Annotated in this window: 18 protein-coding genes; 11 read left to right on the forward strand and 7 right to left on the reverse strand. The window is 54.8% G+C overall.

Going from position 1 to position 16,180, the window contains the following annotated elements:
• Nucleotides 1–13 precede the first annotated feature (13 nt).
• Genes AC2FMY_RS06265 through AC2FMY_RS06275 form a run of 3 tightly spaced genes read right to left on the reverse strand, consistent with a single transcriptional unit; the run spans nucleotide 14 to nucleotide 3,438 of the window.
• Entirely contained in the window at nucleotides 14–1,483 is a 1,470-nt protein-coding gene (locus AC2FMY_RS06265) for a carboxypeptidase M32 (RefSeq protein WP_496745075.1), read from the reverse strand.
• Between the two features lie 5 nt (nucleotides 1,484–1,488).
• Nucleotides 1,489–2,634, reverse strand: a complete 1,146-nt coding sequence (gene ctaA / locus AC2FMY_RS06270) for a heme A synthase (RefSeq protein ID WP_496745073.1) — start codon at nucleotides 2,632–2,634, stop codon at nucleotides 1,489–1,491.
• Between the two features lie 60 nt (nucleotides 2,635–2,694).
• The gene (locus AC2FMY_RS06275; RefSeq protein ID WP_480750942.1) at nucleotides 2,695–3,438 is read right to left on the reverse strand and encodes an RNA methyltransferase; all 744 of its coding nucleotides are present in this window, start codon (nucleotides 3,436–3,438) and stop codon (nucleotides 2,695–2,697) included.
• A gap of 160 nt (nucleotides 3,439–3,598) precedes the next feature.
• On the opposite strand from AC2FMY_RS06275, the gene AC2FMY_RS06280 reads away from it, so the two are divergent.
• The 4 genes from AC2FMY_RS06280 to AC2FMY_RS06295 all read left to right on the forward strand — a co-directional run bounded on the left by AC2FMY_RS06280 (nucleotide 3,599) and on the right by AC2FMY_RS06295 (nucleotide 6,831).
• Nucleotides 3,599–4,219, forward strand: coding sequence for a thiamine phosphate synthase (locus tag AC2FMY_RS06280; protein WP_480750941.1), 621 nt, complete (start codon nucleotides 3,599–3,601; stop codon nucleotides 4,217–4,219).
• Nucleotides 4,220–4,270: 51 nt separating this feature from the next.
• Nucleotides 4,271–5,164 (forward strand): PfkB family carbohydrate kinase, encoded by an 894-nt coding sequence (locus AC2FMY_RS06285; RefSeq protein ID WP_496746465.1) that lies wholly within the window; start codon nucleotides 4,271–4,273, stop codon nucleotides 5,162–5,164.
• A complete protein-coding gene (locus tag AC2FMY_RS06290; protein WP_496746464.1) occupies nucleotides 5,161–6,078 on the forward strand; it encodes a pseudouridine-5'-phosphate glycosidase in 918 nt (305 codons plus the stop codon). The genes AC2FMY_RS06285 and AC2FMY_RS06290 overlap by 4 nt, the downstream gene beginning before the upstream one ends.
• A 75-nt stretch (nucleotides 6,079–6,153) precedes the next feature.
• Nucleotides 6,154–6,831 (forward strand): DUF502 domain-containing protein, encoded by a 678-nt coding sequence (locus tag AC2FMY_RS06295; RefSeq protein ID WP_480750938.1) that lies wholly within the window; start codon nucleotides 6,154–6,156, stop codon nucleotides 6,829–6,831.
• On the opposite strand, the gene AC2FMY_RS06300 is transcribed toward AC2FMY_RS06295, so the two are convergent.
• The 3 genes from AC2FMY_RS06300 to AC2FMY_RS06310 form a co-directional block, all read right to left on the reverse strand.
• Nucleotides 6,832–7,857, reverse strand: a complete 1,026-nt coding sequence (locus AC2FMY_RS06300; RefSeq protein ID WP_496746462.1) for a patatin-like phospholipase family protein — start codon at nucleotides 7,855–7,857, stop codon at nucleotides 6,832–6,834.
• Nucleotides 7,858–7,899: 42 nt separating this feature from the next.
• Nucleotides 7,900–8,673, reverse strand: coding sequence for a 3-hydroxybutyrate dehydrogenase (locus AC2FMY_RS06305; RefSeq protein ID WP_496807140.1), 774 nt, complete (start codon nucleotides 8,671–8,673; stop codon nucleotides 7,900–7,902).
• A gap of 184 nt (nucleotides 8,674–8,857) precedes the next feature.
• Nucleotides 8,858–9,046, reverse strand: coding sequence for a hypothetical protein (locus AC2FMY_RS06310; protein WP_480751008.1), 189 nt, complete (start codon nucleotides 9,044–9,046; stop codon nucleotides 8,858–8,860).
• Here AC2FMY_RS06310 and AC2FMY_RS06315 point away from each other — a divergent pair.
• From AC2FMY_RS06315 to AC2FMY_RS06335, 5 genes are all read left to right on the forward strand, one after another.
• Entirely contained in the window at nucleotides 9,021–10,835 is a 1,815-nt protein-coding gene (locus AC2FMY_RS06315) for an extracellular solute-binding protein (RefSeq protein WP_496746469.1), read from the forward strand. The two genes, AC2FMY_RS06310 and AC2FMY_RS06315, sit on opposite strands and share 26 nt — an antisense overlap.
• Nucleotides 10,836–10,867: 32 nt before the next feature.
• Entirely contained in the window at nucleotides 10,868–11,692 is an 825-nt protein-coding gene (locus AC2FMY_RS06320; RefSeq protein ID WP_480751000.1) for an arsenate reductase/protein-tyrosine-phosphatase family protein, read from the forward strand.
• A 26-nt stretch (nucleotides 11,693–11,718) separates the two neighbouring features.
• Nucleotides 11,719–12,195 (forward strand): arsenate reductase ArsC, encoded by a 477-nt coding sequence (locus AC2FMY_RS06325; protein ID WP_496746459.1) that lies wholly within the window; start codon nucleotides 11,719–11,721, stop codon nucleotides 12,193–12,195.
• On the forward strand, nucleotides 12,192–12,851 hold the full coding sequence (locus AC2FMY_RS06330; RefSeq protein ID WP_496807141.1) for an MIP/aquaporin family protein: 660 nt from the start codon (nucleotides 12,192–12,194) through the stop codon (nucleotides 12,849–12,851). The genes AC2FMY_RS06325 and AC2FMY_RS06330 overlap by 4 nt, the downstream gene beginning before the upstream one ends.
• Before the next feature lie 192 nt (nucleotides 12,852–13,043).
• A complete protein-coding gene (locus AC2FMY_RS06335; RefSeq protein WP_480750933.1) occupies nucleotides 13,044–13,268 on the forward strand; it encodes a hypothetical protein in 225 nt (74 codons plus the stop codon).
• Here the strand turns inward: AC2FMY_RS06335 and AC2FMY_RS06340 are convergent, their stop codons facing one another.
• On the reverse strand, nucleotides 13,269–13,892 hold the full coding sequence (locus AC2FMY_RS06340) for a helix-turn-helix domain-containing protein (RefSeq protein ID WP_480750932.1): 624 nt from the start codon (nucleotides 13,890–13,892) through the stop codon (nucleotides 13,269–13,271).
• 64 nt (nucleotides 13,893–13,956) lie between these two features.
• Between AC2FMY_RS06340 and AC2FMY_RS06345 the strand changes: the two genes are divergently transcribed.
• A complete protein-coding gene (locus AC2FMY_RS06345; protein ID WP_496807142.1) occupies nucleotides 13,957–15,474 on the forward strand; it encodes a class I adenylate-forming enzyme family protein in 1,518 nt (505 codons plus the stop codon).
• Nucleotides 15,471–16,130 (forward strand): DsbA family oxidoreductase, encoded by a 660-nt coding sequence (locus AC2FMY_RS06350; protein WP_496807143.1) that lies wholly within the window; start codon nucleotides 15,471–15,473, stop codon nucleotides 16,128–16,130. The genes AC2FMY_RS06345 and AC2FMY_RS06350 overlap by 4 nt, the downstream gene beginning before the upstream one ends.
• The last annotated feature ends 50 nt before the right edge of the window (nucleotides 16,131–16,180 follow it).

Consider the following 16,180-nt stretch of genomic DNA (forward strand, 5'->3'; position numbering starts at 1 on the left):
CACGGAAATGCCCTCATAGACCATAAAGCTCTGAGAACTTTGCTTCCAGATATCCCAACAATGGTTCCGGCCCCGGCTTTTGGCCACTGGCATGTTCAATGATTTCCCGTGGCGCATAAAGACCGCCGTGACGTTGCAAATTGTCTCGCAGCCAACCGGTTGCGCCACTGGTATCGCCTTGTTCCAGTTGGGTGTCCAACTCGGGCACTGCACTTCTCAAAGCCTCATGAAGGCATCCGGCATATACGTTGCCCAAAGAATAGGTTGGGAAATACCCGAACAGGCCGACTGACCAATGGACATCCTGCAAACATCCATTCGAGGGTTTATCGACGGCAAATCCGAAATCCGCCTTGAACCGATCATTCCAAGCGGCTTCCAGATCAGCCACATGCAGATCCCCTCGCATCAACGCGCGCTCTAGGTCAAATCGCATCATGATATGCAGGTTATACTGAACCTCATCGGCTTCAGTGCGAATATACCCGTTGTGGACCCGGTTTACGGCCGCATAGAATTCATCTGCAGAACCAATGCCAAAATCGCCAAATACTTTGGTCATCTGTGGAAACAACCAACCAGTGAAGGCGCGACTGCGGCCGAGTTGATTTTCATAAATCCGACTCTGACTTTCATGCACCCCCATTGAAACGCCGCGTCCCAGTGGTGTTAACGCATAAGAGTCGTCGATCCCTTGTTCATATGCGGCGTGACCAACCTCGTGAATGGTGGAATAGAAACAGTTGAACGGGTCGGTTACAGATGTGCGGGTCGTTATCCGAACGTCCGATCCGCTTCCGGAACTGAAAGGGTGCACTGCCTTGTCAACACGGCCACGACTGAGGTCATAGCCAAAGGCTACCGCTAGTTTCTGCGACATTTCCATCTGCTTCTGCTCGTCAAATTTTCCGGAAACGCCCGTGGGCATTGGCTGAGCCAACACCGTCGCCCGCAAGGCGACGAGTCTGGGCCGCATCGCATCAAAAGTCTCGGCGATCTGACCACTTGTCGTGTAGGGTTCATAATCCTCGATCAGCGCGTCGTACACGTCGTTACCCTGCGCAAGGGCTGCGCCTTCTTCACGTTTTAACGAAACGACTTCTTCCAGCACCGGGATGAACGCTGCAACATCTTCGTCTGCGCGCGCCTGAGCCCATTTCCCCTGAGCCTGAGACGTCACGCGTGCAATCGCCTTGGCCAGATCGGCAGGCACCTTGCCGGCGCGGTCAAATGCGCGACGGATTTCACGTAATTGCGCGGCGCTGACGTCGCAGGTCGCTTCAGCCCGTTCCAGCCAGTCACCAACCCGCGGATCAGAACGACGGGCATGAAGAACCGCCTCGATCGCCGCCATTTCTTCTCCCCGTTGAACCGCGGCTCCACGCGGCATCATCGTCTCCTGATCCCAGCCCAGCCGTCCGGCGATCTGACCCAGGGCCGAAGTTTCCCGCTCAAACGCCATCAATTCATCATAGGCAGTCATGCTGGTCAGGCTCCACGAAGTGAGGTTGCAATGGGATAGGCGGACAAAAAACGGGCTTTCAGGATGAGTGCCCAGACGATCACGGCCAAAAGCTGATGTAAAATCGCGATCTGCCATGGGGCGCCATAAAGAACCGTGACAATTCCCAAGACAACCTGAAACGAAAGGGCCGCAAAGGTCGCGTTGAAGGCAAACCTCGTGTTGGGATGAGCGCTCGACCTCCCTTGCAGCCAAACGAACAGGGCAAACACCCAAAGAAGATACCCTGCACAGCGATGAATGAACTGAACCAGCCCGGGACTTTCGAAAAAGTTTCGCCACACGGGTTCCAGCACAGTGGCATCAGGCGGCAAAACTTGCCCCCCAATCAGAGGCCAGTCTGTAAAGGATCGACCTGCGTCGATACCAGCCACAAGCGCACCGATCAGGATTTGCAAAAATGCGAAATGAATCAACCCTGTGGACAGAGAAAACAGTTTTGCCTCTTTGACCCGACGCGCTTGCATCAAGTCGCGCTCCGTTCGCCCGAGCATATAAACGTACCACGCCAGGAAACCCAGAATGACAAATGCCAACCCCAAGTGGGTGGCAAGTCGATAGCTGTCTACCGATGTCATCCCCTCGCCCTGCGTCACGCCCGACGCCACCATCCACCAACCGACCGCGCCTTGTATTCCGCCGAGGATGCCCGGCAGCAGCAACCGACCAGCCCAGCCTGTTGGGACCTTTCGTGCCATCAGAAAGCCGAGGAACCCCATGGCCCAAACAAGACCTATAGCACGGCCCAATTGCCGGTGTCCCCATTCCCACCAATAGATCGACTTGAAATCTTCCAGATCCATCCACTGGTTCTGAATCCGCCACTGATCAATCTGCTGGTATTTCTGGAATTCAGATTGCCATTCGGCTTCGCTCAAAGGTGGTACCGCCCCAGTCAGAGGACGCCATTCGGTAATCGAAAGCCCGCTGTCAGTCAGGCGCGTCAGACCGCCAACCACGATCGTGGCGACGACCATGGCAAACAGCACCATAAGCCACAAACGGATAGCACGCCGCGCACCACCTTGGTCGCGATCAATCACGCCGGGCTTGAGGGCCGCCTGCTTTTTGTCACCCGAAACTTCCTCAAAGATGCTGCGCTTACCGCTCATTCCATCCTCTTGTTCTGAATTTCAACGCAAGCTAGGGCCGTCTGTCGCATTGGTCCAGTGTCAGCTATTTTCTTTCCACCGGACCATCTGACGCATGATCCCGTGTAGCATCTGCACATCCGCCCGCGTCATCCGCATCCGTGACCAAAGATTGCGCAGGTTGACTTTCATACCCTCAGCCTTTTCCGGGGGATAAAAAAAACCGGCCTCATCAAGCCGTTCTTCATAGTGTTCGACCAGTTTTTCGACCTCTATCCCGGTCGCCCAGTCGCCCTTGCCCAGATCGGTTGCCTCGTGCACGACTTCTCCGCTTTGGCGCATCCACTCGTATGCAACCAACAAGACGCATTGCCCCAGATTAAGAGAGGCATATTCCGGATTTACCGGAACGGAAATAATTGCGTTCGCCTTTGCTATATCTTCGTTTTCCAGCCCCGCCCGCTCTGGGCCGAATAACACCGCGACCTGCTCTCCGGCCGCAACTTTCTCAGCCGCAATCTGCATCGCACGCTCAGGGCTGTAGACTGGTTTCGTCAACCCACGCTGGCGGGCGGTTGTCGCGAAGACAAAAGATCGATCGGACAGCGCGATTGACAGATCCTCGAATAGCTGCGCTTCGTCCAACAAGCGTCCTGCCCCGCTGGACATGGCCACCGCCTTTGGATTCGGCCAACCGTCGCGCGGGGCAACGATCCGCATTCGATCCAGCCCGAAGTTCCACATGGCTCTGGCAGCTGCACCGATATTTTCGCCCATTTGCGGGCGCACGAGAACAAATGAAGGCTGTGATCTGTCGCTGGGCATCTGATACTCCGAAAGTCCACACCGCTCTAATGCTCCTGAATTCGCAGGGCAAGGCGTGGCCTCTCTTCCGTCGTGGAAAACAGATCTATTCATCCATAAAAGTTTGCTTCCCTCGCGCAATCCGCTAAACCGCGCAAAAGCCCCAGCCAAGGACGCAGCGATGGACACCCCCGAGCAGCCGCAAATCTATCTGATCACTCCGCCGTCAATCGAGTTGCGCGGTTTTCCTGATACGCTTGCGCGGGTTCTGGACGGTGTGGAAGTCGCGTGCATCCGACTGGCTCTCGCAGGAAAAGATGAAGACCAGATTGCCCGAGCGGCTGACGCTTGCCGTGAAGTCGCGCATGCGCGCGACGTCGCTTTGGTGATTTCGAACCATGTCCTGTTGGCGCAAAGACTGGGGTTAGACGGCGTTCATCTGGACGACGCCGCCCGCTCAATCCGCAGCGCCCGCAAAGAACTCGGCACCGATGCCATCGTGGGAAGTTTTTGCGGAACTTCACGTCACGACGGCATGACTGCGGGTGAATCCGGGGCTGACTATGTGGCTTTTGGCCCTGTCGGACAGTCGTCTTTGGGCGACGGTTCTGTTGCCGAACCGGGTCTGTTCGAATGGTGGTCCCAGATGATCGAGGTGCCGGTGGTGGCCGAAGGCGGTTTGACCGAAGACACCGTGCGTGCACTGACCCCGCACACAGATTTTTTCGGCATTGGTGATGAAATCTGGTCAAATAACGATCCGCTGGCCAAGCTTCAGTCTCTGTTCGATGCAATGGTGTGAGCGGTAACCTTCCTGCTTGCACGACGGCTTTCCATGCGGCATGACAGCCAAATGAGTCAGAAAACCGACATTCTTTGCATCGGCTCGGTCCTGTGGGACGTGATAGGTCGATCCGCTAGCCATATGCGGCAAGGTTCAGATGTGCCTGGCAGGATCTCTCGCTTGCCCGGTGGGGTGGCAATGAATATTGCTATGACCTTGGTGCGGTTCGGAATGGCGCCCACATTGTTGACTGCTATTGGTCGCGACCCGGAAGGCGATGAACTGGCTCTGTCTTGCGCAAAGCTTGGGATGATTACAGACCACATATATCGTTCCGAAGACTTGCCTACCGATCGATATATGGCCGTCGAAGGCGCAAATGGTTTGATTGCAGCCATTGCGGATGCGCATTCGCTCGAGGCAGCTGGCGCCAAAATTCTGCATCCACTCATTTACGGCCCTTTGGGGACCGAAAACGCGCCATTCGACGGTTTGGTTGCGCTTGACGGAAACCTGACGCTTGCTTTGCTGGAAGAAATCGCAAAAAGCGCGGCTTTTTCCCACGCGGACCTGCGCGTTGCCCCCGCCTCACCCGGCAAGGCTGAAAGGTTGCTGCCATTCCTAAAGAACGGGCGCGCGACGCTATATGTCAATCTCGAAGAAGCGGGCCTGCTGTGCCAACAGGAATTTACAGATTCCGAAAGTGCCGCCCACTGCCTGGTTGAACGGGGTGCGCTGCGCGCCCTGGTGACCGACGGTGGTAGTTCTGCCACGGTGGCAAGCACAGAGAGCATTCTCACGCAAACACCACCGCCAGTACTTGTCACACGGGTAACAGGTGCAGGCGATACGTTCATGGCAGCACATATCGCTGCCGAAGCCACCGGGGCGAATGAAGACGAAGCCCTTGCCCGTGCCCTGCATGCGGCCGCAACTTATGTTTCCGGAGAAACACCGTTTTGATCGATCTTCAGTTTTCCAATGAAGTCCGCGCTGCCAAAGATGCGGCACACCCAATCGTCGCCCTCGAAAGCACGATCATCACACATGGGATGCCTTATCCTCAGAATGTCCAAGTCGCGGCACAGGTGGAACAAGACGTCCGCGATGCGGGTGCCGTTCCGGCCACCATCGCCGTGATCGAAGGTCAACTACGCATCGGGCTTGAGCCGCAGCAGCTAACTGCGCTGGGTCAGGCGCAAGGCGTTGCCAAAATCTCGCGCGCGGACATGGCCGTCTGCATCTCGTCCGGTAACACCGGCGCAACCACCGTGGCTGCGACAATGATCGCCGCGCGCTACGCCGGGATCGAGGTATTTGCGACAGGTGGAATCGGCGGCGTACATCAGGGGGCGGAGACCACATTCGACATATCAGCGGACCTCCACGAACTGGCTCAAACGCCGGTCACCGTTGTCGCTGCTGGGGCCAAGGCTATCCTCGATCTGGCGAAGACACTCGAGGTTCTGGAAACGCTCGGCGTGCCTGTAATCGCGCATGGACAGGATTTGTTTCCCGCGTTCTGGTCTGCACAATCGCCCTATCCCGCACCACTCCGCCTTGACAGCGTCGAAGAGATCGCCCGCGCGCATGCCACGCGCCGCGCATTGGGCTTGCCGGGTGGGCAACTGGTCGCCAATCCGATACCGGCAGCAGACGAAATTCCCGCCGCCGAACTGGCCCCGATCATTGCCGCAGCCCAAGCAGACGCCGACGCGCACAGGATTACAGGCAAGGGTGTGACGCCGTATCTGTTGCAACGGATTTACGAGCAAACGGATGGCCGATCATTGACCGCCAATATCGCACTGGTCAGAAACAATGCCCGGCTGGCCGCTAGAATTGCTCAGTCACTGTCAAACTTGACCAAGCTCTGATGGAATTGTTGCACCGCACTATTGTGCGGCTGCGACAAACTGCCTAACTAGATCGGCGAAATATCAGAGACCGCGATGAACACACCCTTTGACGAAGAACCGCACCGCCGCCCCGGTCTGTTTGCCAGACTGCGCGCGTCCTTTCTTACGGGGATCGTTGTCATCGCACCCGTCTGGCTGACTGCCTGGTTGATCCTGTCCGTCGTCGGCTGGATCGACAGTGCTGTACTGCCGCTGGTACCGCACCAGTTCCGCCCCGAGCAATACATCGGAATCAACCTGCGCGGCGTAGGTGTCATATTTTTCCTGTTCTTCACAATCATCGTGGGATGGGTCGCCAAAGGTATTCTTGGACGCTCGCTGATCCATTTTGCCGAGCAACTGGTGGCCAGGATGCCGGTCATTCGTTCGGTTTACTCGGGAATCAAACAGATTTCCGAAACCGTTTTCGCGCAAACCGAGAGGTCATTTGAAAAGGCCTGTCTTATTGAGTACCCGCGCCGGGGAATTTGGGCCATTGGGTTTGTGTCGATCACGGCTAAAGGCGAGATTTCGAAACGAACTTCTGCTGGCGAAGAGTTGTACAGTGTTTTTGTACCGACGACACCGAACCCAACCTCTGGTTTTCTTCTATTCTTCCCAGCCTCGGATGTGATCATTCTGGACATGACCATTGAGGATGCCGCAAAGCTCGTGATTTCGGCGGGACTGGTCTATCCCAATGACAAAGACCCCAGCCGCCCACCGGAGTGATTAGCCGAACATCGCAGGCAGGTCGACCGTGCTGCATTCGCCGATATCCTTCATATGCGCGTTCAGGAAGCGGTCCGCCGCGATTCGACCTGCTGTTTTCAGCCGGTTAAGGATAACAGGGGTTGGTACCAGTTTTGTGGCAACCGACAAGCTGTTCATCAGATCATCATCAGCGATCATGTGAACATGAACACGCTTCATCTCTCCTTTCTTCATTTTCCCTTGCTGCAACAGTCGTTGAACAAAGTTGATGGCGCGCAATTCCCGTAACAGGGACGAATTGAAACTGATCTCGTTAATCCGATTGTGGATTTGCTGGGGTGTGCGCGGGACTTCATCGCGTTCTAGAGGGTTGATGTTCACGATTATCACGTCTTCAGGCAACCCGTCGACAAATAGTGGAAAAAGAGCTGGATTTCCGGAGTACCCGCCATCCCAATACGCCTCCATCCGGCCCGTGCCTGGGTCTTTGATTTGGATGGCTTGAAACAGATTTGGAAGGCAGGCCGACGCCAAAATTGCATCAGTCGAAACATCGCGACCAGAAAACACCCGAATTTTACCGGTTCGAACACAGGTCGCACAAACGAACAGATCCGGTCCTCGTTCGGCGCAGACCTGGTTAAAATCGAACCCTTCCACCACTTGTGCCAAAGGGTTCACATAAAACGGCCCATATGAATATGGCGACACCATTCGCGACCATGTGTCGGCAACGGAAAAGGGAACTGAAAGCTCAATGCTCTGTGCAATATGTGCGGTTTCAAAAAATCGCATCCAATGCGCAATCCGCATATCGCCAACCGCACCCATGCGTTTCCATAGGTCATTCAGAGTTTGTCGAGCTCCTTCACGCCCGTTATTTGCCATTCCAGCTTTGAAGGCCGCCCCGTTCAACGCGCCTGCGGACGTTCCGGTAATCGCGGCAACTTCGATATCACTTTCATCCAACAGTCGGTCCAGAACACCCCAGGTAAATGCCCCGTGTGCGCCGCCGCCCTGTAAGGCCAGATTGATCCGTTTCAAGTCTCACCCTCCCGGTTACATTGGCGGCCTACCTGACTGCGACTAAAGCGCTGTCCAGCCACCATCGACGGAAATCGTTGTTCCGGTGATTTGGGCCGCAGCATCCGAGCAAAGAAATACCGTAGTTCCGCCAAGTTGTTCGACGGTGGCAAACTCCTTGGAAGGCTGACGTAGTAGCATGACGTTCTTGATCACATCCTCGCGGCTCATTTGATACTCTTTCATTGTGTCGGGAATCTGCGCTTCGACCAGCGGGGTCAGAACATATCCGGGACAAATCGCGTTGCATGTGATCGGTTCCTGCGCGGTTTCCAAAGCGACGGTTTTGGTCATGCCGACAATACCATGCTTGGCCGCAACATAGGCGGCCTTGAAGTGGGACGCAGTCAAGCCATGGGCCGACGCGATGTTGATCACCCTGCCCCAGCCTGCCTCTCGCATCTTCGGTAAGGCTGCAGCCATTGTATGGAAGGCCGAGTTTAGATTAATGGCAATAATTGCGTTCCACTTATCGACTGGAAAAGTGTCGATGGGAGAGACATGTTGAATACCGGCATTGTTCACCAGAATATCGCAAGACCCGGATTTTTCGATCAAGGCCCGACATTCATCTCCGTCCGACATATCTGCCTTAATATAGCGCACCTCCACTCCGGTATCCTGAGCCAGTTGCGCTGCAAGCGCATGGTCCTCATCCCGGTCTGTAAACGAGTTCAGCACCAAGTCTGCACCCGCTTTGGCCAACTCCTTGGCGATGCCCAAACCGATCCCGGAATTGGAACCCGTGATGATTGCAGTTTTTCCCGACAAGGACATGATCGCTCTCCCGATTGAATGCGTAGTCAATGCAGAGATTGACATGCTGCACCTGCAAAGAAAACGGGGAAACGTATCTGTTGATGCGCAACTTCTGTCTGGCAGCTTTTGTCAAAAAGGATAAGCAGAACGCAAAGTCTCGAAAGCGATCTCGGAACAAAAAAACGCCCGCACGAAGCGGGCGTTAAGTTATTGAGGCAGGTTTCATACAGGCAAGAAACCTATCGAGCAGTGACTCCTTTATACGCAATTCCCCTGCGGCATCCAAGCTAAAAGTTTGAAAATATGGAAAACCATCGCTACGATGATCATCAAGAAAATAAGGCATGAGCAGGATTGTTGCCAAAGTGCGACCAGTTTTTTTACGCGCCATTCGTCCGTTTCTTGCGGGATTTACAGTAATTTTGGCTGTCGGAAATGCCTTTGCAGAATCGGCACACGGCATAGCTATGTATGGGCAACCCGCCTTGCCACCGGATTTTGTGTCGCTTCCGTATGCAAACCCGGAAGCGCCCAAAGGTGGTCGTGTCGTTTTCGGAAACACCGGCGGCTTCGACAATCTGAATCCATTTATCCAAAAGGGAACCGTTCCCTGGCAAATCAGGTTTTGGTCCTTTGAAGGCCTGATGGGCCGATCCTGGGACGAACCCTTCACACTTTATGGACTTTTGGCCGAATCAGTTGAAACACCAACTGACAGATCGTGGGTCGAATTCACCCTCAGGAAAGACGCGCGATTCTCGGATGGCAGCCCTGTTACTGTCGAGGACGTGATCTGGTCTTACGAGATCTTGGGAACAGAAGGGCATCTACGGTACCGTGGATTGTGGTCCCAGATCGACCGCATTGAACAGACCGGGCCTCGTTCCGTTCGCATCACCTTCAACGCTGCAGACAGGGAATTGGCGCTGATCGCCGGGTTACGCCCCATTCTCAAAAAGGAGCAGTGGTCCGATAAAGATTTCGCCAATTCATCGTTGCAAGATATTCCGATCGGTACCGGCCCTTATGTCGTTGCGGATTATGAAGCCGGTCGGCAAGTCACCCTGAAGCGAGATCCGAACTATTGGGGAAAAGATCTGCCATTCCGGCGTGGAACAATGAACTTCGACGAGTTGCGGATCGAATTCTATGGCGACGAAACCGTGCTTTTCGAAGCGTTCAAAGCTGGTGAGTTGACCGCTGTCCGCGAGTTCAACGCCGAAAGGTGGGATGCCCAATACGATTTTCCTGCCATTCGCCGAGGAGATATCGTCAAGACCGAAATCCCCCACGGTAAACCGTCTGGGATTACCGGATTTGTTTTGAATACGCGCAAGGCGCCATTTGACAACTGGCGCGTACGTGAAGCTTTGATGCTTGCCTTCAATTTCGAATACATTAACGACACGATTACCGGAGGCGCGCAGCAGCGGATCTCGTCCTATTTTTCGGGTTCCGATCTTGCCATGCGGCCGGGACCTGCAGAGGGCGCTGTTCGCGATTTGTTGACGCCCTTTTCTGACGATCTTCTTCCTGGCGCTTTGGAAGGGTACGTACTGCCTGAAAGCGATGGATCGGCACGTAATCGCAAAAACCTTCGCGAAGCCGCCAATATGTTGGCAGAGGCGGGTTGGACCGTCAAAGACGGCGCCCTGTTCAATGCAGATGGAAAGCCTTTCAACTTTACCGTTCTGCTTCGTCAGGGCGATACCGACATGCAAACCGTTATCGAGATCTACTCTCGCGCGCTGGAACGGTTGGGCATTGGCCTTACGGCGGAAAAAGTCGATAACGCGCAATATGCGGGGCGATTGGCGGAATTGGATTTCGACATGACACCATTCCGCCGCGAATTGTCTTTGTCACCCGGAAACGAGCAACGATTGTATTGGGGCAGTCAGGGTGCAGATTCAGCTGGCACCAGAAATCTGATGGGGCTGTCCTCTCCCGCAGCGGACGCAATGATCAATGCAATCCTGGCGGCCGAAACGCGGGAAGATTTTCTTGCAGCAACCCGTGCGCTGGATCGGGTGTTAACATCGGGCCGTTATGTGATACCGATCTGGAATTTTGATGTCGGACGTATCGCGCATGCTAAGGAACTGAAGTACCCCGATCACATCCCAATTTACGGCGACGGACCACAGTATATGCCTGAAGTTTGGTGGTATGAGGATTGACGGCCGCCATTTATTTCCATATTTCCGGAAATATGGAAATAAAGCTATGCGACAAACTAAACGCCCTTGCCCACCCCAACCGGCTTGATCTGTTCCGGCTGTTAATGCGCCGATTCCCCGAGGCCGTGCCAGCGGGACAGATTGCCGAGGCATTAGGTCTCAAGCCGAACACAACTTCTGCATATCTAGGCTCCCTCAGGAGTGCTGGATTAATAGAGCAGAAACGTGAAGGGACCACGCTCAACTACAGCGCAAATCTGGATGAAATCCGCGGTTTGTTTTCCGGCTTGCTTGGGGATTGCTGCCGGAACCGTCCTGATCTTTGCATTTCTCTGTCAGGAGACCCTTTGATGACAGACCAGTCCCGTGTTTTTAACGCGCTATTCATTTGCACCGGAAACTCTGCGCGTTCGATCATGGCCGAAGCAATCTTGCAACGGGAAGGCCGTGGTTTATTCAACGCCTATTCGGCTGGAACTGCGCCTTCCGCAAACCCGCACTCGGAAGTGCTGGAACTGTTGGAAAGCAAAGGCTACGACACAGCCAGCTTGCGTTCAAAATCCCTTGACGAATTCGCTTCTGAAGATACCCCAAAGATGGATTTCGTTTTCACCGTCTGCGATCATGCGGCAAACGAAGCCTGCCCAGCTTGGCCAGGACACCCCATGAGCGCCCATTGGGGGCTGCCAGATCCGGTCAAAGCCGCAGGCACAGACGCACAAAAACACCTCGCATTTCAGCAAGCTTTCGGGCTTTTGCGAAATCGGATCATGACATTTGTCAGCTTACCTTTCGAAACGCTCGACCGGATATCACTGCAACACAAGGTCGACGACATTGGTCGGATGACCGATTGAATCTGCACCGCCACCAAGGAAAATCAATGAACATCCTCGTTCTCTGCACCGGCAACTCTGCCCGGTCAATCCTTTTGGAGTCCATCTTGAACACTATGGGAACCGGCCGCGTACACGCCTATTCCGCAGGCTCCAATCCCACCGGAAAAGTGCATCCTCAGTCCTTAACCTTGCTCGCTGAAATGGGCCATGACACAACACGCACCCGTTCTAAAAGCTGGGACGAATTCGCGACTTCTTCCGCGCCGCAGATGGATATTGTCATCACCGTCTGCGGTTCTGCCGCCAATGAAACCTGCCCAGTTTGGCCTGGGGCACCAATCCGTGCGCATTGGGGGGTCGAAGACCCGGCTGCTAGGGCAGAGCCAGAGTGGAGTAGCGCGTTTCGTAAGGCGTACGAAGTTCTGGAGCGACGAGCCGCAGCGCTTTTGAGACTACCGATCGAGATCATGGATAAATCCGAACTTTCTGCTCAATTGAACCGTATCGGAGACAGTCAATGAACCCCCGCGCGTATTTTGCCGAGTTTCTCGGCACTGCATTTCTGCTGATCGGTGTCGTCGGTTCCGGTATAATGGCCGACGGATTATCTGGCGAGAACGTCGGGCTTGCCTTGCTTGCGAACGCCATCGCCACCGGATGCATCCTGTATGCTATCATCACAACGCTCGGACCGGTTTCCGGTGCGCATTTCAACCCCGCTGTCACGCTCGCTTTTGCGCTTAGACAGGAGCATTCCTGGCACGCGGTCGTTCCATATATGGCGTGCCAGATTACCGGAGCGCTGGTCGGAGTTTGGGCCGCGCATTTCATGTTCGACCTCTCGATTCTCCAAACCTCAACGGCAATGCACCGTACGGGCGCACACCAATGGTTTTCCGAAATCATTGCTACACTTGGTTTGCTATTCGTAATTTTCGGCGGAATTCGGCACAAACCGGATGCTGTCCCGCCATTGGTCGGGCTCTACATTACCGGCGCGTATTGGTTCACATCATCAACAAGCTTCGCAAATCCGGCCGTTACGTTCGCTAGGGGGTTTACGGATACCTTCGCAGGCATCTATCCTCCCCATATCGTTATGTTTGTTGCAATGCAGATTCTTGCTGTATTTGTCGGGCATTACCTATTAAATTGGCTATTTGCCGATGAAAGTTAACGGACCGGCCGCCACTCACTCCAATGTCAGGTCCGTCAGCCCGTTGCGGATTTCCCGCGACGGGCGTACTTCTTTCGAAAGTACAACCGCAATAAGTGCGACACTTTGACCAGTCTCCACGGCAGCATCATATTCTTTACCCTACCGGAGGGAGGGGAGCGTTCCGTCAACACTCACTAGGAAAGCTCGCACATGATGACTTGGACGGACCTGACACAAGATTGGGCCACCACTTATGCCCGCGCCAAGATGCGGTTTCCCAACTTGCGTGATCAGGATATGCCCTTCGTAAAACAGGATCGGCACCGGTTCGAGGCATATTTGGCGGAGCGGCATCACTTAACGGTCAACGAAGCCCATGAAGAACTCGAAGACTTCCTGTTCACCGAAGAGTTGTGTCGCGAACTGAATACCTGATCACATAAGTGACGTGACCCAAAGGATCATTGCATCTTCGTCGCTAACCGAGATCACGTTATGCCCCATACTGCCGTCGTAATAGGCACTGTCGCCGCGCCTCATTTCGACCGGTTCATAAAACTCAGTATACAGCCGAACTACGCCCGTGAGGACATACATAAACTCCTCACCGTCATGACGCACCCAACCATCGAATTCCTCCATCGAACGCGCTCGGACACGCGCCCGGTAAGGCAGCATCTGTTTCTTGGTCAGGGTGTCTGCCAGCAACTCGTGTTCATATGTCGCCGTGGCATGCGCCGTTCCCGTCCCAGACTTCGTAACCGACATACGTCCAATGACCTGATCCCGCTGGGGCGGCGTAAAAAGTTGCGGAACCGATATCTGCAATCCAATTGCAAGCTTTTTCAATGCATCGTAAGTTGGCGACATCTGGCCATTCTCGATCTTACTGAGCGTCGATCGCGCCAGACCAGCTTGGGTGGCAGCCTGCTCAAGGGTCCAGTTCCTGGCCTTGCGCAACTCCCTGACACGGGCACCAAGATCAAGCGGTTCAACCTCTGTCGCGGCACCATTGTCCCGCGCGATACGGATAAGGGATTTGGGGTCTCGGTTTTTCATGCCTTTTCTATAGGGCCGGTCCAGTGCGCTTGCAACGCGCTGCGTCGCACGCTAGCCAATCGACATGCTGTCGATCTTTGACCAAGGTCCGCCACCGGCCTGCCCTACCCCCTTCAATTTGGCCGCGCATGTTTTGCGCAAGGCCGCGGCCTTATCCGACAAGATTGCGCTTTCCGTCCTGCACGGCACGGGAAGTGAGAATTGGAGTTATGCCAAGCTCGAAGCGTCTGTCCGGGGGACGGCGACGGGCTTGTTGGAAAGAGGTTTACAACCTGGCGATTTGGTTTTGATGCGGCTGGGAAATACGGTTGAGTTTCCGATTGCCTATCTCGGGGCGATAGCTTCTGGGATCGTACCAATTCCCACTTCATCACAACTCACTGAGGTGGAAACGGCAAAAATCATCGACGAGTTGCGACCTACGGCGGTTCTCCGCGACCCGACGGTCGCCTGCTCTGATCATCCACACCAGATTGGATTGGACGATTTGACCTCGATGCACTCTTTACCGCCCGCAGAATTCGAAATGGGGGATCCCGAGCGTCTGGCTTATGTCGTCTATACTTCTGGCACTTCGGGACAACCTCGGGCGGTCGCCCATGCGCATCGCGCAATCTGGGCGCGGCAGATGATGGTGGACGGTTGGTACGGATTGACTGAACAGGACCGGCTTTGCCACGCCGGCGCGTTTAACTGGACCTATACACTGGGTACCGGGCTAATGGACCCTTGGACGACTGGGGCAACTGCCCTGGTTCCCGAACCCGGCACTGACAGTTCAATGCTGCCTGCCATGCTGAAAAGTTCTGGCGCGACCATTTTTGCCGCCGCACCCGGCGTCTATCGCAAATTGCTGCAACAGAATGTACACTTAGCCCTGCCCGACCTTCGTCACGGGTTATGTGCAGGCGAAAAACTGTCACGCGCCCTTCACGAAAAATGGGTGAATGCGACTGGCAGAGAGCTCTATGAAGCGTACGGCTTGTCGGAATGTTCGACTTTCATCTCATCCAGCCCCGCCTCACCGGCCAAAGGTGATACCTTGGGGCGACCACAGCCGGGCCGACGGATAGCAATATTGGGGCCAGACGGCCCCGTACCTTGTGGCACAGAAGGAACGATTGCCGTTCACCGCACAGATCCCGGCCTGATGCTGACTTATCTGAATGCGCCGGACGAAGCCGAGGCCCGTATGCGGGGCGACTGGTTTTTGACAGGGGATCAGGGCGTTATGGATGAAGACGGACAAATAACCTACTTGGGTCGCGACGACGACATGATGAACGCGGGTGGATATCGCGTCTCTCCGGTTGAAGTCGAATCTGTTCTATCCCGTTTTCCAGGAATAACGCAGGTAGGCGCTGCTGCCGTCGAAGTAAAACAGGACACGTTCGTGATTGCGGCCTTCTATACCGGACCTAAAAAACTGGACGATACAGGTTTGCGCAACTATGTGGAGGCAAATCTGGCGCGTTACAAGCAACCCCGCGCTTTCGTCTACTTGCCCGCCCTGCCGATGGGCGGCAACGGAAAACTACTGCGCCGCGCTCTGCCGGCCCATTTCAAGGCACCATCCAAATGACCAGAACTGTCAAGCTCGATATCCTGTCCGATCCTATTTGCCCTTGGTGTTATATCGGCAAGACACATCTGGATAAAGCGTTGGCAAAGGTACCGGATCACCCTTTCGTCATCGAGTGGCATCCGTTTCAGCTGAATCCGGATATGCCCGATGAAGGAATGGATCGGCGTGAGTACCTGGAACGCAAATTCGGTGGCAAGGAAGGCGCCGTTCGGGCCTATGCACCAGTGGTAGAGCATGCGGAACAAGCGGGCCTTACAATCAAGTTCGAAGATATGGAGCGTACGCCCAACACTTTGGATGCGCACCGCCTCATTCATTGGGCTGGGATCGAAGGAAAACAGAGCGAGGCGGTCGAGGCATTGTTCAAGGCCTATTTCGTGGAAGCTCGCGACATCGGCAATCACGAAGTCCTTGCTGACACCGCCGACAGCATCGGGATGGATGCTGCTGTTATCCTGAAACTGCTTAACTCCGATGCGGATCGTGAAGAAATCCGTAGTCGAGATACGCATTCCCGACAAATGGGCATCAACTCCGTCCCCACTTACATCGTCGCCAATCAGCATGCTGTTCCCGGCGCGCAACCTCCTGAACTTTGGGAGAAAGTGATCGGTGAAATCGTGTCTCAACTGGAGACTTCTTCTGCAAAATAGCACATAAATCTGTGCATTGTACCATATGGTTCTCTTCCCCCCGACATGAT

The sequence above is a fragment of the Ruegeria sp. YKSE079 genome, assembly GCF_059612845.1.